Annotated in this window: 19 protein-coding genes; 13 read left to right on the forward strand and 6 right to left on the reverse strand. The window is 41.6% G+C overall.

The window, feature by feature from the left end; genetic code table 11:
* Positions 1 to 3 precede the first annotated feature (3 nt).
* Positions 4 to 459, forward strand: a complete 456-nt coding sequence (locus BVH04_RS15640) for a hypothetical protein (protein WP_086542407.1) — start codon at positions 4 to 6, stop codon at positions 457 to 459.
* A 157-nt stretch (positions 460 to 616) separates the two neighbouring features.
* Here BVH04_RS15640 and BVH04_RS15645 read toward each other — a convergent pair whose 3' ends face one another.
* A complete protein-coding gene (locus tag BVH04_RS15645) occupies positions 617 to 1,039 on the reverse strand; it encodes an META domain-containing protein (protein ID WP_086542408.1) in 423 nt (140 codons plus the stop codon).
* Positions 1,040 to 1,568: 529 nt separating this feature from the next.
* Here BVH04_RS15645 and thrA point away from each other — a divergent pair.
* The 3 genes from thrA to thrC are packed head-to-tail and all read left to right on the forward strand — an operon-like array spanning position 1,569 to position 6,254.
* Positions 1,569 to 4,019: a bifunctional aspartate kinase/homoserine dehydrogenase I gene (thrA, locus tag BVH04_RS15650; RefSeq protein WP_086542409.1), complete on the forward strand. Its 2,451-nt coding sequence runs from the start codon at positions 1,569 to 1,571 to the stop codon at positions 4,017 to 4,019.
* Complete coding sequence (locus tag BVH04_RS15655; protein WP_086542410.1) at positions 4,019 to 4,954, forward strand: homoserine kinase; 936 nt, start codon at positions 4,019 to 4,021, stop codon at positions 4,952 to 4,954. The genes thrA and BVH04_RS15655 overlap by 1 nt, the downstream gene beginning before the upstream one ends.
* 4 nt (positions 4,955 to 4,958) lie before the next feature.
* Positions 4,959 to 6,254: a threonine synthase gene (gene thrC / locus BVH04_RS15660; RefSeq protein ID WP_086542449.1), complete on the forward strand. Its 1,296-nt coding sequence runs from the start codon at positions 4,959 to 4,961 to the stop codon at positions 6,252 to 6,254.
* A gap of 288 nt (positions 6,255 to 6,542) precedes the next feature.
* Here the strand turns inward: thrC and BVH04_RS15665 are convergent, their stop codons facing one another.
* Complete coding sequence (locus tag BVH04_RS15665) at positions 6,543 to 7,517, reverse strand: polyprenyl synthetase family protein (RefSeq protein WP_086542411.1); 975 nt, start codon at positions 7,515 to 7,517, stop codon at positions 6,543 to 6,545.
* 147 nt (positions 7,518 to 7,664) lie between these two features.
* Between BVH04_RS15665 and BVH04_RS15670 the strand changes: the two genes are divergently transcribed.
* The 5 genes from BVH04_RS15670 (at position 7,665) to BVH04_RS25840 (ending at position 11,685) form a co-directional block, all read left to right on the forward strand.
* The gene (locus tag BVH04_RS15670) at positions 7,665 to 8,168 is read left to right on the forward strand and encodes a DUF4199 domain-containing protein (protein ID WP_086542412.1); all 504 of its coding nucleotides are present in this window, start codon (positions 7,665 to 7,667) and stop codon (positions 8,166 to 8,168) included.
* Positions 8,169 to 8,231: 63 nt separating this feature from the next.
* On the forward strand, positions 8,232 to 9,929 hold the full coding sequence (locus BVH04_RS15675; protein WP_086542413.1) for a 1-acyl-sn-glycerol-3-phosphate acyltransferase: 1,698 nt from the start codon (positions 8,232 to 8,234) through the stop codon (positions 9,927 to 9,929).
* Complete coding sequence (locus BVH04_RS15680) at positions 9,907 to 10,965, forward strand: NAD(P)H-dependent glycerol-3-phosphate dehydrogenase (protein ID WP_086542414.1); 1,059 nt, start codon at positions 9,907 to 9,909, stop codon at positions 10,963 to 10,965. The genes BVH04_RS15675 and BVH04_RS15680 overlap by 23 nt, the downstream gene beginning before the upstream one ends.
* 245 nt (positions 10,966 to 11,210) lie before the next feature.
* On the forward strand, positions 11,211 to 11,384 hold the full coding sequence (locus tag BVH04_RS25835) for a hypothetical protein (protein WP_205635869.1): 174 nt from the start codon (positions 11,211 to 11,213) through the stop codon (positions 11,382 to 11,384).
* A 13-nt stretch (positions 11,385 to 11,397) separates the two neighbouring features.
* Positions 11,398 to 11,685 carry a hypothetical protein gene (locus BVH04_RS25840; protein WP_205635870.1) on the forward strand — a complete coding sequence of 96 codons (288 nt, stop codon included), beginning with the start codon at positions 11,398 to 11,400 and terminating at the stop codon, positions 11,683 to 11,685.
* 36 nt (positions 11,686 to 11,721) lie between these two features.
* Here BVH04_RS25840 and BVH04_RS15690 read toward each other — a convergent pair whose 3' ends face one another.
* Both BVH04_RS15690 and fbp read right to left on the reverse strand, forming a co-directional pair.
* Positions 11,722 to 12,888: a PQQ-dependent sugar dehydrogenase gene (locus BVH04_RS15690; RefSeq protein WP_086542415.1), complete on the reverse strand. Its 1,167-nt coding sequence runs from the start codon at positions 12,886 to 12,888 to the stop codon at positions 11,722 to 11,724.
* A 69-nt stretch (positions 12,889 to 12,957) separates the two neighbouring features.
* Positions 12,958 to 13,995, reverse strand: a complete 1,038-nt coding sequence (fbp, locus tag BVH04_RS15695) for a class 1 fructose-bisphosphatase (protein WP_086542416.1) — start codon at positions 13,993 to 13,995, stop codon at positions 12,958 to 12,960.
* 57 nt (positions 13,996 to 14,052) lie between these two features.
* Between fbp and BVH04_RS15700 the strand changes: the two genes are divergently transcribed.
* Both BVH04_RS15700 and BVH04_RS15705 read left to right on the forward strand, forming a co-directional pair.
* Positions 14,053 to 15,321, forward strand: a complete 1,269-nt coding sequence (locus BVH04_RS15700) for an aspartate kinase (protein WP_086542417.1) — start codon at positions 14,053 to 14,055, stop codon at positions 15,319 to 15,321.
* 95 nt (positions 15,322 to 15,416) lie between these two features.
* Positions 15,417 to 16,541, forward strand: coding sequence for a Gfo/Idh/MocA family protein (locus BVH04_RS15705; RefSeq protein ID WP_086542418.1), 1,125 nt, complete (start codon positions 15,417 to 15,419; stop codon positions 16,539 to 16,541).
* A gap of 19 nt (positions 16,542 to 16,560) precedes the next feature.
* Here BVH04_RS15705 and BVH04_RS15710 read toward each other — a convergent pair whose 3' ends face one another.
* Both BVH04_RS15710 and BVH04_RS15715 read right to left on the reverse strand, forming a co-directional pair.
* Positions 16,561 to 17,436, reverse strand: coding sequence for a fructosamine kinase family protein (locus BVH04_RS15710; RefSeq protein ID WP_086542419.1), 876 nt, complete (start codon positions 17,434 to 17,436; stop codon positions 16,561 to 16,563).
* Positions 17,429 to 17,914, reverse strand: a complete 486-nt coding sequence (locus tag BVH04_RS15715; protein ID WP_086542420.1) for a low molecular weight protein-tyrosine-phosphatase — start codon at positions 17,912 to 17,914, stop codon at positions 17,429 to 17,431. Before BVH04_RS15715 ends, BVH04_RS15710 begins: the two co-directional genes overlap by 8 nt.
* Positions 17,915 to 18,103: 189 nt before the next feature.
* On the opposite strand from BVH04_RS15715, the gene BVH04_RS15720 reads away from it, so the two are divergent.
* Positions 18,104 to 19,348 carry a 3-deoxy-D-manno-octulosonic acid transferase gene (locus BVH04_RS15720; protein ID WP_086542421.1) on the forward strand — a complete coding sequence of 415 codons (1,245 nt, stop codon included), beginning with the start codon at positions 18,104 to 18,106 and terminating at the stop codon, positions 19,346 to 19,348.
* A gap of 87 nt (positions 19,349 to 19,435) precedes the next feature.
* A complete protein-coding gene (gene rsgA / locus BVH04_RS15725; RefSeq protein ID WP_086542422.1) occupies positions 19,436 to 20,359 on the forward strand; it encodes a ribosome small subunit-dependent GTPase A in 924 nt (307 codons plus the stop codon).
* Positions 20,360 to 20,378 lie beyond the last annotated feature (19 nt).

Raw genomic sequence — 20,378 nt, forward strand, 5'->3', positions numbered from 1 at the left:
TTTATGAATACGTTTAAAGAAAAAGTTTATCAGACTGCGATAGTGCAGGTGAAAGAGAAAATCAACCTCTTGAAGGCTGAGCGCAAGGCGATCAATGATGGCATTCTGGAGGATACGAAAAGTAGCGCTGGAGATAAGTTTGAAACGGGCAGAGAGACGATGTCTCGTGATCTTATGACTGTTGAAAATCAGCTCAAGCAGGCGAATTTCGAATTTGACGAGTTGTGCAGATTTCAGGCGATCAAACAACCATCTTCCTCCGTGCAAGAAGGTAGTCTGGTTCAATTAGGCACAGATAAATATCTGATTTCAATCAGTTTGGGCCAAATAACTGTTGATGGTCAAAAGCTCTTTATGCTAAGCAAAAACTCTCCGCTTGGTGAGATTTTGGTTGGACATAAAAAAAATGATCAGGTAGAATTCCGTGGAAAATCTATCCTGATCACTGAATTGCTCTAAGTTTTATATAAATCAGTTTTTTAAAAAGCTAAAGCATCAAAGGATTTGGTGAACTTAAGGTTTTAGGCTACTTCGGTCACCCTTCATCGGTCTTCCGTCTCTACCTAAGCAAAGAGAAGAAGTTTACTTGCGTAATAGCGCATGGGTAAGATATTTCTCAGTCTTTCTTTGGCACAAAACTCATCAACTCGGTGGCTCCATCGAGTAAGGTGAGTTTGTCTTTTCCTATTTTCAAATCGCCTACTTTGCCTAAAGCTGAAATATAATCCTGCTCTCCAGAGCCAGGGCACATTTTTTTGGTCATTGCTCCAGGGTCAAGTTCGATACCAGTACCTTCTAGCGAGAAATTCCCTGAGAAATTATTGCAGCCAGAAAATCCAGAAAGCTTGCCGTCTTCCAGAAAAGCCAATGAGGGAATGCCTCCTGCAAACTGATTCATATCGAGTCCTTTGCCCATTAGAGATGAAAGAGTCCAGCTATTTCCTGTCAGAAGGTTTAAAGGATTTATAGCTTTGGTACTGCCGCAACTTGCAAAAAGCAAGAAAATAAGTCCAAAGGATAAGGTTTTAAATGATCGCATTTTTTCGAGGGTTTCGTCCTAGACGAATTTAAGTAAATTGGTTCCAAATTCAATTTTGAATTTGAATCACTTCGGCAACGATTATATTAGATTATCAGTTTTTCGTGGAATTGTTGCTTTATTTCCAATCAAATTTCGGTTTTTTTCAAAAAACTCTAATGGATTGTTTGGCTAATAGAAATTTTGGCAGTAAGATTGCCCAGTCAATTGTCCAGTTATGGTATTTGCAGCAAAAATCTCTTCAGACCTAAATCTACTTCCAGCCATGGAATCGAGAGCCTGCACCACTTTTTCTATGACGACATGGATTGGTACCACCATTACGGGTTGATCCCGTTGCAATTTATAAAGTACCCGCCCCCGTGGCCTTTTATAGGTCTATTTTAATTTCCCATTAATTAATTTCAGAAGTTTAATTTATGAAATCGAGCATGACTGAAGGTTCACTCAGAGGTATGATTATCAGTAATGCGAGATTCCACCTGCCTGCCGGCAGGCAGGTGTGACCAATAAAAACCAATAATAACATATGAAAATCATCAAGTTTGGTGGCTCATCCGTAGCCAACCCAGAAAATATACAGCGAGTTTTCTCCATCATTAAGGACAAACTCAAAGAGCATGAAGTAGCCATTGTTTTTTCTGCTTTTGGTGGAGTGACGGAGAGTTTGCTGATGATCGCTCAGCTGGCCAGAGAAGGGGACGAGGCCTATCGCGAGGTATTGCAAACGCTCGAAGAAAAGCATCTGACTATTGTCCGCCAACTCATTTCGGTGCAAAGCCAATCCACTGTGATGACTTTTGTGAAAGTGAGATTCAAAGAACTAGAGGATCTTTTTCATGGAATCTACCTGATCAAAGAAAATTCTCCCCGTACACTGGATTATGTGGCAAGTTTTGGAGAAAGACTTGCGGCATTTATCCTGGCTGAGTCTATGCAGGGACAGGGTTTCAAAACGCAGTTCTTAGATGCCCGAGAGGTGATTCGCACCAATGATAGATTTGGACAGGCAAAAGTTGACTTTGAATTCACTAATACAGCAATCAAAAACTACTTTGCCAAGCACGATGGGATCAAGATAATCACTGGTTTTATCGCTTCTACTGCCAAAGGAGAAACTACCACCTTGGGAAGATCTGGTTCTGATTATACCGCAGCGATTTTTGCAGCGGCTTTGGAAGCAGAGAATCTCGAGATTTGGACTGACGTTTCTGGTGTGCTCACTTCTGATCCGAAGTTAGTTTATACCGCATTCACTATTCCTCAGCTGAGCTACAATGAGGCGATGGAGCTTTCGCATTTTGGGGCAAAGGTAATTTTCCCTGCGACTATGCAGCCAGCGATGCGTAGGAGCATCCCGATCTACATCAAGAATACGTTTGATCCTACAAATGCAGGCACACTAATCAATGGAGAAGTAAGCCCGGGTGCTTTGATCAAAGGAATCAGCTCTATCCCAAATGTGTCCATTGTCACCGTACAAGGTGCAGGAATGCTTGACTCTGCAGTCGGTACAAGTCGTGTTTTCAAAGCATTGGCAGAGGCAAAAGTGAATGTTTTGCTGATCTCCCAAGCATCTTCAGAGCACAGCATTTGTTTGGCGATCAAGACTCAGGAGTCTTATCTGGCGAAAGAAGCCGTGGAAAAAGAGTTTTTCTACGAGATCAAATCTGGTGAGATGGATGAAGTTATTCTCTTGCATGACCTAGCGACTGTAGCGGTAGTGGGTGAAAATATGAAACATAACCCTGGTGCTTCCGGAAGAATGTTCCGAGCCTTGGGAAGAAATAATATTAACGTGGGCGCAATTGCACAGGGAAGTTCGGAGTTGAACATTTCAGCGGTGATTCCTCAGCCAGATTTGCAAAAAGCCCTGAATGCGCTCCATGAGGCATTTTTCCTTTCTGAAAACAAAGTGCTTCACGTATTTCTAGTGGGTACTGGATTAATAGGTCAGGCTTTGATCAAAATGATCGCAAACCAACAGCAAAAGCTACGTGGCGACAATGAGCTGGATATTCAGATTCACGGTATGGCAAACAGCCGTTTTATGGCCTTCCATGAGGATGGCTTTGACCTTAGCAATCCGTATCAACTGAGTGATTCTGATGAGAAAACTGATCTGGATAAGTTCATCAGAACCATGGAAGAGATGAATTTCTCCAACACAGTATTTGTGGATTGCACAGCAAGTGAGGATGTAGCTGGGCTATATTCTCAGATCCTTGAAGCTAAAGTGGCCATAGTCACTCCGAATAAGAAGGCTAATTCTGGATCTATGGAGCAATACCGGTCTTTAAAGAAGTTGGCGAAAAAACGTGGAGTGAAGTTCTTATACGAAACCAATGTTGCGGCCGGACTTCCTGTAATCAATACATTACAAGATTTGATGCTAAGTGGAGATAAGGTGATCCGTATCGAAGCGGTACTTTCTGGTTCCATGAATTATATTTTCTCCGAACTTGAAAAAGGTGATCCTTTCTCAGAAGTGGTGAAAAAGGCAAAAGAATTAGGCTTCACTGAGCCAGATCCAAGAGATGATTTGAGTGGGATGGATGTGGCGAGAAAGATTCTGATTTTAGGTCGGGAAGCTGAGCAGGATTTAGAATTTGATTCTATAGAAATCCAAAGCATGGTGCCTGAAGATTGTCAGAATTTGGGTTCAGTTCCTGAGTTTTTTGAAGTGCTAAAAACACACGACATAGACTTTACAGAAATGCTCAGAGCTGCCGAAGCAAAAGGAGAGAAACTTCGCTTCATGGCTACTTTAGAAAATGGAAAAGCCAAAGTTGGATTGAATTCCCTTCCATTTTCGCATCCTTTTAGTGGACTGGGAGGAAGTGATAATATGATTCTACTGACTACAGATCGATATCATGATAGACCAATGATTATCAGAGGGCCAGGTGCTGGAGCAGATGTCACTGCTGCGGGTGTATTCGCGGATGTGATTCGTATCGGTAACTATACTAGAGAATAATGCGCTCGGTTAAAGCTTTCGCCCCTGCGACTGTCGCGAATGTTTCCTGTGGATTTGATATTCTTGGGTTCGCGATTGATGCGATGGGCGATACGGTAGAATTGGTTCTGAAAGATGAGCCTGGGTTAGTTGTCGTTTCTATAGAAGGAGACGGAGGGAAACTGCCTCTTGAAGCAGAGAAAAATACCTGCGCAGTGGCAATTCAAGCCATGTTGGATGAATTGGGAACTGATGTAGGCATGAATATTATCCTGACTAAAGGTTTGCCTTTGGGATCAGGAATGGGTTCCAGTGCCGCTAGTGCCGTGGCAGCTTTGGCTGCAGCGAATAGACTTTTGGGAGATCCATTTGAGAAGAAAGATTTATTGCCTTTTGCGATAGCTGCAGAGAAAGTGGCTTGTGGAGCTGGTCATGCAGATAATGTGGCGCCAAGTTTATTGGGAGGCTTCGTGTTGATTCGTGATTATCATCCGCTGGATGTAATCAAACTTCCTGTCCCAGAAGGATTGTATTGCACTCTTTTGCATCCTCATTTTGAATTGAATACGGCAGATTCCAGATCGGTGCTGAGAGATCAGATTCTTATGAAGCATGCGACGATTCAGTCAGGGAATGTGGCTGGGTTAGTTGCCGGGTTATATGAAAGTGATTTTGAGTTGATCTCCAGATCACTTCGGGATGTGATCGCCGAGCCTTATCGGGCAGTGCTGCTTCCGGGGTTTTATGAAGTACGCGAAGCGTTAAAAGCTGCTGGAGCGCTAGGGATGGGGATTTCGGGTTCAGGTCCTACACTTTTCGCTCTTTCCAAAGGGAAGGAAACTGCTGAAGCTATGGCTGAAGCGGCTGAGAAAATCTATCAGGGAATTGGACTTGGAGTAGATGTGTATTTCTCTGAAATCAATACCAAAGGCGCTTACGTCATTGAAGAAAAATAAGGATATGAAGTTTTTTAGCACAAATAATTCTGATCATCAAGTAGATCTTGCTGAGGCAGTGATCAAAGGTTTGGCGCCTGATCAAGGGCTTTATATGCCGATGGAAATTCCAATTCTATCAAAAAAGCTTTTGGATAAATTTCCAGAAATGAGTTTTCAGGAAATAGGCAATGAAGTCATAGGAGCGTTATTTTCCTCAGCTTTGAGTCAAGAGCAAATCAGGGAACTGGTAGATCATACATTGACTTTTGATGCGCCGCTGGTGAAGCTAGAAGAAGATGTGTATAGTTTGGAGCTTTTTCATGGGCCTACTTTGGCATTCAAAGATTTTGGCGCACGTTTTTGTTCCAAATTGATGAGTATGCTGTTGGAGAAGTCTGATCGTAAAGTCCGGGTGCTTGTGGCGACTTCTGGAGATACTGGGAGTGCTGTGGCAAATGGATTTTTAGGGGTAGATGGGGTGGATGTGATCATTCTTTTTCCGAAGGGGAAAGTAAGTGAATTGCAGGAAAAGCAGTTTACTACGCTGGGTCAAAATATCACTTCTCTGGAAGTGGATGGCGTTTTTGATGATTGTCAGAAGTTGGTGAAGGAGGCGTTCTTGGATGCCGAGTTGAATGAAAAGCTTCTGCTAACCTCAGCAAACTCAATTAATGTCGCACGTTGGATTCCGCAGTGCCTTTACTATTTCTACGCTTTTTCCAGACTTCCAAAAAATGATAAAAAAGTAGCTTTCGCGGTTCCTTCAGGGAACTTCGGGAATATTGCAGCTGGTATTTTAGCCCAAAGAATGGGCTTGCCGATTGATCAATTTGTTGCCGCCACGAATGTAAATAGGGTAGTTCCTGACTTTTTGAATGGCGCGGATTTTCAAGCGATGTCATCTATCGCTACGGTTAGCAATAGCATGGATGTGGGTAATCCGAGTAACTTCCCTAGGCTTTTGGCCTTGTATGGAGGAGACGAGCAAGTGCTAAAGGATAATGTAAAAGGCTATTTCTACTCTGATGAAGAGACGATAGAAGTGATGCAACAAGTGAAAAAGTCTGGCTATATGCTTGATCCACATGGTGCTGTGGGATATAAAGGCTTGAAGGATTTTATGGGTGAAAATTCCAATTACCAAGGTGTTTTTTTGGAAACTGCACATCCTGGAAAATTCCGCGGTACAGTTGAAAAAGCATTGGGGGAAAAAGTGATTTTACCTGAGCGATTGGCTGCTTTTCTGGAAGGGGAGAAAGATGTGACTGCGATGGGAAATGACTTTGAGGAGTTTAAGGGGTATCTAAAGTCGCTTTAAATAGTGACGATTTTGCCTCACCGATTTTTTCAGAGATCGAACTGATCAATTGTAAAATCTTTCCAGTGACATCAATCTTGAGATCAATTAGGATGTGTTATACGGGATTGTAAACGATAAAAAATGATTCGCCTTCTGCATATAGTCATCGAAAAAGATTAAAAGCGGCTTATTTGCTGATAAACACTAGCAATTCCGGAACTTCGGTCACCGGTCTTCGGTCTTCCAGCCCGTATGTCAAGGCGATTTAGATCACTGACCTATCTGCGCATAAATACTGAAAAAACCCTACTTCTTCCTTTCAATAGTATAGCTTACCAATCCTTCCAAAGAGGTTTTGTAGGCTGATTCTGGGAAAGTCTTCAAAATATCGAGCGCCTCTATGTAATATCTGTCCATAATGGTTTTAGCATATTCTAGACCACCGCTTTTCTTCACAAAGCTGATCACCTGATTTACTGCTTTCTTATTTTCGCTGTGATTGCGGATCAGGTTGATGATTTTCGTTTTCTCAAGCCAGTCAGCTTTTTGCAACGCAAAAATAAGAGGAAGTGTCATCTTCTTTTCTTTGATGTCAATGCCCACAGGTTTGCCGATTTCATCTTCGCCGTAGTCAAATAGGTCGTCTTTGATCTGAAATGCCATTCCGACTTTCTCTCCGAATTCCCGCATTTTTTCGATTGTTTCGTCAGTACTTTCTGTACTTGAAGCACCTACAGCACAGCAAGACGCCAATAAGCTGGCAGTTTTTTGTCGAATGATTTCGTAGTAAACTTCCTCTGTAATATCGAGTTTTCGTGCTTTGGCGATTTGGAGAAGTTCGCCTTCAGACATCTCTTTTACCGCATTAGAGACGATTTTTAACAATTTAAAGTCGCCGTTGTCCACACTTAAGAGCAATCCTCGAGAGAGCAGGTAATCACCGACAAGCACAGCGATTTTATTTTTCCAAAGTGCATTTACCGAGAAAAATCCGCGTCGGTAGTTCGCATCATCCACGACGTCATCATGAACAAGCGTAGCGGTGTGCAACAATTCTATAAGCGCAGCGCCTCTATGAGTAGCGTCATTTATTCCGCCACAAACACCTGCCGTCAAGAATACAAACATTGGGCGCATTTGCTTGCCTTTGCGCTTGACGATATAATTGGTAATGTGGTCGAGAAGCTTAACCTTACTTTTCATAGAGTCCCGAAATTTTAGCTCAAACTGAGCCATTTCATTCTCTATGGGAACTTGTATTTGCTTAAGGTCTGGTTTCATCCGGTCTTTGATGCTGTAAAAATAATACCCTTTAGCTCATGGGCAAGGGGTTGAGCGCCTAGGTGTAGGAATCAATCGAAAATGATGTGGATTTTAAGAAATTATGTATTTTGTATTGATGATTTTGCATCCATAATCCCAGAAAGTATGAAAAATATTAAGATCGAAATCAAGTGGGCCTTGATCTTTGTAGTCATGATGCTGGCTTGGATGATTTTAGAAAAGTCCTTAGGCTGGCATGATGAGAAAATTTCAGATCATGCCACGATGACCAACTTGGTGGCAATTCCTTCCATCGCTATTTATGTCTTTGCATTGCTGGACAAAAGAAAAAATTTCTATCACGGGGTGATGAGTTATTACCAAGGATTTATGTCCGGTTTGATAATTACGCTAATAGTTGCGATTCTTAGCCCACTTTCTCAATATATAACCAGTGTATTGATTAGTCCAGAGTATTTCACCAATGTCATTAATTATGCTGTAAGCACAGGCGAAATGACTCAGGAAAATGCCGAGTCCTACTTCAATTTGCAAAGCTACATGATCATGTCCGCGGCAGGAGCCTTAATAATGGGTGTGATCACATCAGCAATTGTGGCTATTTTGGTGAAGTCAAAGTCTCGGGTGGCATCTATTTCTTCACATTGATCATTCGCACCGGAAAGGGCATTTTCACTATCTTTGAATTGATTTTTAATAAAAACCAGCCACTTGGAGCAGAAATATATCAAACATAAGTACGAGCCAATCCACCCTAGCAAAGACGAATGGCCGGTTGTGAAGCTGGCGAGAGAGCGGAAGGAATTTGTGAAGAAAGTGGCTGATCTTTCAGAAAATAGGATTCTCAAACTAACCGGAAATAACCCTGATATTCTCAAGGAAGAGTTAGAAACGACACTTTACCGCGAAAAACTTCGAATTAAGCAGAATCCATGGGTAGTGGATCCGGATGACGACGGGTCTTTCTGGAGTGGAGTTAAATCTTCTTTGGTTCAGATAAGTACCGAAACCGGAAGAAGTAAAGTCAAAAAACTTCAGGCTTATAAGTCGATCTTGAATCAAATTACGGCTCGCTATGCCGAGGAAATTGCGAGTAATTTCAAAGCTACGCACTATAAATTCACTCGCTCGGTAGTTACTTACGGGTTTTCGCGATTGCTGAATGCGGCACGTGTGAAAGGCTTTAAATCTATTTTCAGTAATCAATATACCCTTCAGGATAAAATTCAGATTACTGGAGAAACGGATCAATTGCGTGATCTGGCCACTAAAGGAACCGTGGTCATGGTTCCTACGCACTTCAGTAATCTGGATAGTATTTTGATTGGCTGGGTGATATCCGTTTTGGGGTTGCCTCCATTTATCTACGGAGCAGGTTTGAATCTTTTCAATATTTCAATCTTCGCTTACTTTATGAATTCACTTGGCGCGTACAAAGTGGATCGAAGAAAGAAAAATCTAATGTACCTCGAGACGCTAAAGACGTATTCTAAGGAAGCTATTCAGTTTGGGTGTCACTCTTTGTTTTTCCCTGGAGGCACCAGATCCCGAAGCGGAATGATCGAAACAAAACTCAAGCTAGGACTTATTAGTACTGCGATCGAAGCTCAGCGGGCAAATTTTGAGAATGGGCTGAATGATATTTCTGGTAAGATTTTCATCGTGCCTGTGACTATCAATTACCACTTTGTGCTGGAGGCTCCAAGTTTGATTCGGGATCATTTGAGCATTACCGGACAAGAGCGATATTATAAGGAGAATGATGAATTTTCCAATTCATACAAAATCTCCAAGTTCCTAATCAAGTTTTTCACCAAAGGATCAGATATCTCAGTTTCTGTAGGAAAAGCGATGGATGTGCTTGGGAATTATGTGGATGTGGATGGCCGAAGTATGGATAAGCATGGTCGTATAATTAATACGCGTGATTATTTCGTTTCCGGGGGAAACGTCTCTGTAGATATTCAGCGGGAGGAAGAGTACACGAATATGCTCGGGAAGCGAATCGTGGAGGAATTTCATAAAATTAACCGAGTCTTTAATTCACATTTGGTGGCTTTCGTAGCTTTTGAATTGATCAAAAAGCAAAACAGAAAGCTGGATTTGTTTGACTTACTTAGACTTCCAGAGGAAGATATTACTATCCCCTATGAAGATTTTAAGGCCAGTTGTCAGCTTGTTTTGGATAGAATCAAAGAACTCAAGTCTCAGGGGCTTATCAATACTGCTCCACATCTTTCGAAGGATATGGATGAAATCATCAAGAGAGGAATAGAAAATGTGGGTATGTACCATTCAAAGCGACCAATTATTCAAGATAAAAATGGAGATATAGGTACTGATGATATGAGCTTGCTTTACTTTTATCACAACAGATTAACCGGATATGGACTCGAAAAACTCTACTAAAGCAAAGTATATCGGTGTAATCGGAGTGGGAAGCTTTGGTGCAGCTATAGCAAATATTCTGGCTGCCAAAAATCCAGTGATGGTCTATGCACGAAAGCAGGAAGTGGTCGATGAGATCAATACTTCTCATTCTGCCCAAGGAAAAGCGCTGAGTGTAAATGTAATTGCTTCAAATGATCCAGAGCATCTTTGCAAAAGCTGCGATGTGCTATTTTTTATGGTTCCTTCTGCTGGATTTCAGGACGTGGTGAGGACTTTCTCTCCTTTTCTTTTTCCTTATCATTTGATTATTCACGGGACAAAAGGACTTTGTCTGAACCTTAAAGCGGGAGAAACGCTGCAGACTGTCAAAAAAATCAAGCGTAGTCAAATCCTGACTATGAGTGAAGTGATACTCCAAGAAACGGTCGCTGTTCGAGTGGGATGTTTGGCAGGTCCGAATCTTTCTAAAGAGCTTGCCCAAGGTCAGCCAGCTGCTACAGTGATTGCCAGTAAATACAATGAGGTGATCCTAGAAGGTCAGAACTTATTGAGGTCTGAGAAATTCCAAGTTTATGGTAATTCTGACATCATCGGAGTGGAAATCAGTGGAGTGCTGAAAAATATTATAGCCATCGCTTCAGGAGCATTGGCTGGATTAGGCTTGGGAGAAAATGCTAAAGGCTTACTGATAAGCCGTGGGATGGTGGAGATGATTCACTTAGGCAATGCGCTGGGTGGAAGCATCAAGTCTGTAATGGGCTTGGCGGGAATAGGTGATTTGGTTGCTACTTGCAACTCGGTGCATTCCAGGAATTTTACAGTAGGATTTAGGCTTGCAAAAGGTGAAACTCTCGATGCTATCCTCGCAGATATGGATGAAGTGGCGGAGGGAATCAATACAGTGAGAATCATCAAGGCATTTTTGGAGACTGCTGATTTGCGAGCTCCTATCACTGAAAACCTCTATCGCGTGCTTTTCGAAGATTTAGAGATTGAGGATGCGCTACAGTTTTTGATGAAATATCCTTTTAACGTAGATGTAGATTTTGTGTAAAAAATCAAAAATGAAGGTATTAGCTATTTCCATTTCAGATTTACAATTTTTATCTTAAAGAAATGGAGATTAGATTTTTGACAAAAGAGGAGTAATAAAATTAGAAGGGAAGAGTTTCTTGCTCTTTATGGGGCGGATCGTTTTATGGCATTTTTAGCTTTGAGCAGAAAGATAAATCATATGTTTCCTTCAAAAATATCTTTCGAAGACCGTACTAAAGGCAATTTCATTCTTGAAAGAAGAAAATGAGTCAAATCTGGAAGGGAAATATTAGTGAGTTTATTGAGCTTGCGAATATACATGAGGTAAAAACGTTGTTGGTAGTGGAGGAGTCGTTAATTTTCACGGATATCAAAGGCACTCGGCTGATGTGGATTTCTGTATTAAAAGTGATGAAGAAAGCTTTCCAAACTGGTTAAAGCATTTACTGAAATGGGATTTGAAGTTGTAGAGTTTCCTGAGGATATGAGGAATCAAGTGAAGATTATTTCCTTAAAGTTCACTCCAGAGGATCTAGACTTGGAATTGATTACAAGATTTGAAATTGGTAAAACTTTTGAAGAAGCCTATGAGAGTGCAGATGAAGTGAATATTATTGGCTTTCCGCTAAAAAAATGGAAAGGGTTAAACTTTGATGATTTGATAGAAAGTAAAGCACGAGCTGCTAGAGCTAAAGATTTTTTGGATATTGATCAGCTGAAAAAGAACAAAGCTCTCTAAAAATCTTAGAGAGCTTTGTATTTATTTTTTTTTGGACTATCTAATTGGGATCAATTTCACCATCAATCCAGTTCCTTCGGTAATGGCATAAATATAGCCGTCTGGACTTTGTGAAACTTGACGTACACGTCCGATGTCCTGAAGCATTATTTCTTGCTCACCCGCAACTGCTCCATTCATATCTACCCGATTGATGTGCATTTTCTTCAAAGCGCCGATAAGCATGTCGCCTTTCCAAGCTGGGTACTTATCTGAAGTAACCATGGTTACGCCTGAAGTAGCGATTGAGGGCACATAATAGGTTAAAGGTTGCTCCATTCCTTCTTTTTCCTGAATGTCAGACACTGGTTTATCGTCATAGCCAATTCCCCAGGTAATCACTGGCCAGCCGTAGTTTTTACCTTTTTCGAGTAAGTTCAGCTCGTCGCCGCCTTGTGGGCCATGCTCTGTTTCGTAAAGTCTATTATTCTCTTTGTCGAAATATAAGCCTTGAGGATTTCTATTGCCATAAGTCCAGATAGATGCTTCAGCTCCTTCAGTACCTACAAAAGGATTGTCTGTTGGGATTGTTCCGTCGTCATTAATACGGTGGACTTTACCATGTGAATTAGTTAGATCCTGCGCATTGGTAGGGGTGTTTCCACGCTCCCCACTCGAATAGTAAAGATATCCGTCATTATCAAATACAATTCGGCTACCATAATGTTGGTTGCTTTTCCAAGCAGGAAGAGATTGGATGAGCTCTTCTTGATTGACAGCATTATTGCCCTCTAATTTGAATCTCATGATGGTTGTAGAAGACGCACTGTCTGGCATTTGTTTTCCATAGGAAATATATATCCAGCCGTTTTCTTCAAATTTAGGATGAGCTGCAATATCCAATAGTCCTGATTGACCTTGTGTCCAAACTTCTGGAAGCCCCTGGACTTTTTCGCCAGTGAATTTGTCGTCTTTGAAAATAAGGATTTCACCTTTTTTTTCAGTGACAAGCATCCTTCCGTCAGAAAGCCAGGTCATTCCCCAAGGATTTTCAAATTCTGTATAAAGCGTGTCGACATTGATCAACATTGTTCCAGTTTGAACAGCGTAAGTCTCATCGATTGGTTCGACGACAACTTCCGTTTCTTTTGGTGAGCAGGAGACCCAAGTGGAAACTCCAGCAACTAGAAGTGAAATAGGTAGGTAGCGTTTGATATTTTTCATAGTATGTTTAAAATCTAGGCACAAGATAAAACACATCTTTCGATTCTTAAATCTTTTTACACGAGCTACTTAAAGTAGGGACTTTAATGACAATGAAGATATCATGGATTCAGCTTCCTCCACCATATCAGAAGACCCAATTAAAAGTGGGGTTCTTTGGTGAAGTGTGGTGGGCTGAATCTCCAAAATCCGTTGATTTCCATCAGTAGCCATCCCGCCAGCTTGTTCTGCGATAAATGCCAAAGCATTTGCCTCATAAAGCAGGCGCAGCTTTCCGGAAGGATTCCTTTTGGTGGCTGGATAAAGATAAATCCCTCCCTTTAGCAGGTTTCTGTGGAAATCAGCGACTAGGGAGCCAATGTATCTTGCAGAATATCTTCTCTCTTTGCACAGATTTACATAGGCCTTGACACCCTCTTCCCATTCCTTCTGGCTGCCTTCATTTACAGAGTAAATCTCCCCGATTTTTGGAGCTTGAATGTTAGGGTGAGATAGGAAGAATTCTCCTAATGACTGCTCGTAGGTGAAGCCATTCACTCCGCATCCTGTGGTATAGACGAGCATAGTGGAAGAACCATAAAGCACATAGCCAGCCGCGACTTGTTCGGTACCTGCCTGCATGATATCTTCTCGCTGAATCGGGCTGCCAGCGGGTGTTTTTCTTCGATAAATCGAAAATATTGTTCCTATACTAATATTCACATCGATATTCGAGCTCCCGTCCAGCGGGTCTATTGCCACTACATATTTACCCGAGCTATTTTGCAAATCAATTACAGAATCCTCTTCCTCAGAAACTATGGCACAGACTTCGCCACCCTTACTCAGAGCACGCATAAATCGGATATTTGCGATTACGTCTAGTTTTTGCTGCTCTTCACCCTGTACATTGACTTGACCAAAAGCTCCTCCAATATTTGATAGTCCGGCACGCGTGGTTTCGCGGTTTACTATCTTGGAGGCAAGTGCGATATCGCGTAGGAGTTGGGACAGTTCACCTGAGGCGAAAGGAAAATCGCTTTGCTTAAGTTTGATGAATCGGTCTAGTGTAGTCCCTACTGAGTAAGCCAAACCACTTTTGTCTGGCTGATAAGGTAGAATTTTCATATGTTGGAATAGTTCAATTGATGGTTAAATACTTTTGAAAAGTAGGTAAATATTTTCATGACAAAAACTCAAATTTACAAATTTGGAGGTGCATCGTTAAAAGATGCGCGCGCAGTTCAAAACTTAGCTGATATTCTCCGTAATCGATTGCGGAATAATTTTGTGATTGTAGTTTCTGCAATGGGGAAAACTACCAATCATCTGGAAAATATCCTCTCACGCAAATTGGAAAATCTGGATTATTCTACGAATAGTTCAATTTTGAAGAGCTTCCATTTGGATATTTGTAGAGAACTCTTTCCTGATGGACATGTAATTTTCCCTAAAATAGAAAACTACTTCATCCTGCTCCATCATGAACTCGACAAACCAATTTCGAAGGATAACTACGATGAGTACTATGATCGGATAATAGGTTATGGTGAGTTGCTTTCTTCACGGATTGTGATGGAGTATTTGTGTTCTCAAAATTTGCTCATCTTGTGGCAGGATGCTCGGGAGCTGATTAGCACCGACAGTGATTTTCGCTTCGCAAAAATAGATTGGGAGAAGACTCGCAGGAATTGTCAGTCTCAGCTGAAACCAAAAGTGGAGCAATTTCCCGTCTTAACTCAAGGATTTATCGGAGCAGATAGCGCAGGCAGGCCGACTACATTGGGGAGAGAAGGTTCGGATTTTACAGCAGCAATTCTAGCGGCGAGCCTTGATGCAGGATCTGTTACTATTTGGAAAGATGTCCCTGGGGTTTTGAATGCAGATCCTAAAATCTTTAGCGACACCACTCTTTTTGCGGAGCTGGATTATCAGCAAGCTGCGCAAATGACTTTCTATGGAGCATCAGTCATTCATCCCAAAACGATCAAACCTTTGGCAAATGCGGGGATTCCACTATTTGTCAAGTCTTTTCTCAATCCGGATGAACCAGGTACAAAGATTCACTCACTTGCGAAGGTTGACTCTGTACCTACTATTATTTTGAAAAAAGATCAAATCCTGGTGAGTTTAAAAGTGACAGACTTCACTTTTATAGAAGAGAAACATATCCATCAAGTCTATGAGGAATTGCAGAAGCTGAAGCTGCGCGTGAATATGCTACAGACTTCGGCAATCACCATTTCTATAGTGATCGATTCCCAGTTATTCAAACTGGAGCAATTGCTCTCTCAGCTCAATAAGGATTTTGAGATTCGATACAATGATGGGCTGGAGTTACTGACAGTTCTTTATCCAGAGATGGATTATATTCCAAGGTTACTTGGGGGATACGAGGTTTTGCTGGAGCAAAGCACGCGAAATGCTGTTCAGATAGTTCGCCGGGCAAAATAGCCTTTGGAAGTAAAGTCCTTTGTATAATACCAAGGGTTTTTGGTTAAAAATCAATATTTTCAGGGGATAAAAACTCAATAACCTAAACCTTTCCCATGAAAACCAGAAGAATATTTTTGCAAAAGGCCAGTCTATCCGCTATGGCATTGGCTGTTCCTACGTTCAACCCACTTTCCGCTATGACTGACATAATGAATACACATTCCAAAGATCCCAAAACACTTCGAGTAGCCATCATGGGATTAGGGAGCTATGGCACTAGAGTCGCCGAAGCGATTCAGAAGTGTACGCGAACCAAATTGGTAGGCGTAATCAGTGGCACGCCATCTAAAGTGGAGGATTGGAAAGTGAAGTATAATATACCGGCAAAAAACTGCTACAATTACGAAAACTTCGATGCAATAAAGGATAATCCAGACATCGATGCGGTATATGTAATCACCCCAAATGCCTTACACAAAGATCAGGTGATTCGTGTAGCTAAAGCTGGAAAGCATGCAATCTCTGAGAAGCCGATGGCGGTCAATGCGGCAGATGGTCAAGCTATGGTAGATGCTTGCAACGCTGCTGGAGTTCAACTTCTAATCGGTTACCGCATGCACTTTGAGCCAAATACCTTGGAAGTGATCAGAATGCGGAAAGCTGGAGAGTTTGGAGATATTCGATTTTTTCAGGGCTTGTGTGGTTTTGTGATTGGTGACCCAAATCAGTGGCGATTAAATCCTGAGTTGTCGGGTGGAGGTGCGATGATGGATATTGGGATTTATGCGATTAACGGATCGAGATATATGATAGGCGAAGAGCCGACTTGGGTGACTGCCCAAGAAACGAAGACTAATCCTGAGAAATTTAAAGAGGGAATAGATGAGACCATTACCTTCCAATTAGGTTTTCCAAGCGGAGTGATTGCTTCATGCCTCTCGACATACAACATGAATAACCTAGATCGGTTTTACTTGAATGGTAGCAAAGGCTGGGTAGAAATGCATCCTTCTACAGGTTATGGGCCTATCAAGGGAAGGACTGATAAAGGGCCCCTGGATGAGCCAATTGTGACACACCAGACAGTTCAGATGGATGAGATGGCGGCGATTATATTTGATGGAAAAAAACCAGAGGTGCCAGTAAATGGGGAAGAAGGAGTGAAGGATATGAAGATTATCGATGCGATTTTCAAAGCTGTAAAGACAGGGGAGAAAGTGCAGTTGAACCTTAGCTAATCTTTGATGGAGAATTGGCCTATCTTGCAAATCGACTGATAATTCGCTCGATTCCCGGAAGGTAGGCTGTTCCAAAAAGATTCAGATGAACGAGGAGCGGATATAGATTGTATAGGCCCATTCTGTTTTCAAAATTTGGTTCTAGCGGAAGGATAGATTCATAGGCTTCATAAAACCTACTGTCAAATCCCCCGAAAAGACGGCTGAAAGCCAGGTCCATTTCCCGATGGCCAAAATACACTGCTGGATCGATTAAGCAAGGTTGACCATCGGAAGTGCAGATGACGTTGCCAGACCAGAGATCACCGTGTACTAGTGCAGGTTTTTCTACAGGGAAAATAGATTCCAGTTTAGGATAGATTTCTTGGAATTTCTTCAAGAATTCCAGCGGAATCAACCGATCAAAATATGCTTTTCCAATAAGAGGCTCCAGTCGTTGCTCAATGTAGAAATCGAGCCAATTGTCTGTTTGGAGGTTTTTTTGATGAATTGAAGCGATGTAATTGTCATTTTGCAATCCAAAGTTGGTATGACTGGTCAAATGAAGGGCGGCCAGTCCGAGTCCCAGATTTTCCCAGTAATCTAGTTTATATCCCTTTGAGGTGATAAACTCAGTCAGAAGGAAGTTGTAATCACCTATTCTTCCGCATCCATAAGATTGGGGAACTTTCAGAAAAGTTGCTTTGCGTAGCAATTCCAGACCTTCTGATTCTTTGTGAAGGATTTCTCTTTCGTGGTCGAAATTGAGCTTTAGGAAGAAAACCTCGTCATTACTTTCCAGTCTTATTCCTTGATTGTGATTTCCTGCGGCCACGAGTGTTGCCGATTTCAAATGAGCATTTGAGCCTAGGCTTTCAAAAAGTATTTGTTCATAGATCTCGTTCTGATCAAACATAGAGCTGGTGAGTCGCTTTTACCTGTGACAGGAAACTACCAAGCGCCTCATCCAAAATCTGATATATTTCTTCAAATTCTTCTTCTCCTCCGTAATACGGGTCAGGGACGGGCATGCCCTGAGTCTTAGCTACATAATCGCGCATCAAGTGGATTTCTTTGTCATCAAAACCGTATCGAACTTTCAGGTTGTTCAACGTTCGGAGGTTGTTTTCATCCATGGCTATGATATATTCGAAATCTCTAAAATCCGTGCGATTTACTTGTCTGGCTCGGTGATTTAGTGGTAGACTGTATTTGGTGGCACATTCTATCGCGCGTTCATCTGGCAGCTCACCGATATGAAAATCAGATGTGCCTGCACTATCGCTTTTAAATTGCAACTGCATTCCAGCAGCTTTCACCTTATTCGTAAAAATAGCTTCGGCTAAAGGTGAGCGACATATATTACCAAGACAAACAAATAAAACTCTAATCATATCAATTAAACTCTAAACATAACCTGGTACTGCAAAACAAGGGCTTTGAAAGTACCAATTTTTGTGGGGAAATGCACGGCGTTTGAAGTGTTTTTTCTGGAAAATCACAAAACTTGCCTGTAGCATTCCATCCAGAATGCAATTAAAGGCGAATAAAACTATTACCACTCAAATGGCTACTTTTGAAGGATGAAATGGATTTATAGAATCGGGATATTTTTTGCAAGAATGCTTTTATTCGTAGGAGGACTGTTTATTCCCAGAATTGGACATTTCCTAACTAGCAGAAAAAATCTATTTCAGGGACTAAATGAGTTTAGGTCAAAATATCCAGGAAGTTTGGCGTGGTTTCATGTAGCTTCTTTAGGTGAATATGAGCAGGCACGTCCTGTGATCGCTGAATTGAAGCGACTGCACCCTGATCTACTTTTAGCAGTAAGTTTTTTTAGTCCGTCTGGATATGATAATGTGATTAAAAAGCGACAGCAGAATGTTGATTTTATTACCCATTTGCCATTGGACAGTAAGAGTCAGGCTGAGAACTTTGTAAAGGAACTGAATCCTACTCTTGTTTTTTTCGTCAAATATGACCTTTGGTATCACCATATAATGGCTGTCAAAGCTAGGGCTATTCCGCTTTTCCTTTTCTCAGCATCCTTTCGATCAGATCAGATTTATTTCAGAAGGGATGGTTTTTTCAGAAATATCCTATTTCAATTCGACTATATTTTCACCCAAAATCAAAGCACACTTGATTTGCTGAAGTCGATTGATTATCAGCAAGTATGTGTTGCTGGTGATACACGATTTGATCGAGTGGCGGAAACTGCGAAGAATTATAGGGAGTTTCCTGAGCTAGCTAAATGGGTTGGTGAAATGCCAACGATCGTTGCGGGTTCTGTGTGGGAAGAAGATATGGATTTGCTGATTCCTTTGATGAATGCTAACCCAACCTATCGATGGATTATTGTACCGCATGATTTGAGTCCCGAGCCGATGAGGCGCTGGTCGGAACAATTGTCGCTGAAAGCTGTGAGGTATTCTCAATGGGATACAGATATATCCCCAGATGTACTTTTAATCGATAACATTGGAATGCTAAATTCATTGTATCAATTTGCCAGAGTTGCTTATGTGGGCGGAGCTTTTGGAAAAGGGCTGCACAATATATTAGAGCCATTGGGGTTTGGGATTCCGGTGATCTTTGGCAAATTGAAAAAGACAGCGAAATTTCCCGAGTCAGCAGAAAGTCAAAAGTACGGATGTGGGTTTGAGGTCAGCGATCCAGCTAGTTTGATATTGATTTTTGAGAAATTAGAGCAGCCAGAGTTTTATCAAGACAGTAGAGATTCAGCCCGAAAATGGGTGGAAATGAATATTGGCGCAGCAGAAAAAATTTTAAATAAAGTTGAGAGACTAGTTTCAGAAGTATGAAATCGAGCATGACGCAAACCAAACACAAGAAATGATTATCAGATATGCGAGATTCCATCTGACCTTTGAAAAACAAAATATAATCAGATGAAAGGTAGAGTGATAAAATCCACTGGGAGCTGGTACCTGGTTCAGACCGAAGGAGAAGTCGTGGCTTCGAGGTTGAAAGGGAAGTTTAAGCAAGACGATATTAAGCTGACCAATCCTATTGCGGTGGGAGATTGGGTGGAGTTGGAAAAAGAAATAAATCAGGAGACTGCTGTGATTTCAGATATTTTGCCTCGGCAAAACTATGTGATCCGAAAGTCCACCCGAAAGCAACATTTTTCCCATATCATCGCCAGCAATCTAGATCAGGCAATCCTCGTCATTACCATGAAAAGCCCGAGGACATCTTTGGGTTTTATAGATAGATTCCTTGTGAGCACTGAGAGTTTTCGGATTCCAGCCATTTTGGTAGTCAATAAAATGGATCAAATGTCTGGGGAGAAAGCGGATGATTGGCTACTTGATATTCATGAGATCTATGAACCTTTGGGATACCAAGTACTGGAAGTGTCGGCGCTAAAAGAAGAAAACCTCAAAGAAAAATTTGATTCAGTTCTGGCAGGTAAATCAACGCTGATCTCAGGGCATTCAGGGGTAGGGAAATCGACGTTGCTCAATGCGTTGGTCCCCGAAGCAGCCCAGCATACCAAAGAGGTTTCCGGATTCACTTCCAAGGGCGTACATACGACTACTTTTGCAGAGCTTTTTGCCTTAGAAAACGGAGGAGATCTGATCGATACGCCTGGGATTAAGGAGTTTGGGATATTAGAGATAGAGGACTATGAGCTTTCACATTATTTTCCTGAAATGAGAAAATACCTCGGTCAATGCAAATACAATAACTGTCAGCATGTGAATGAGCCAGGTTGTGTAGTGATCGAGAAAGTGGAGGCGGGATATATCCATCCATACCGCTACGAAAGCTATTTGAATATCCTCAATGAGGAAGACGACTACAGATAAGCTGTCTGCTTGATTTTGA

Origin of the sequence: Algoriphagus antarcticus (genome assembly GCF_002150685.1) — a bacterium.
Lineage (GTDB): Bacteria > Bacteroidota > Bacteroidia > Cytophagales > Cyclobacteriaceae > Algoriphagus > Algoriphagus antarcticus.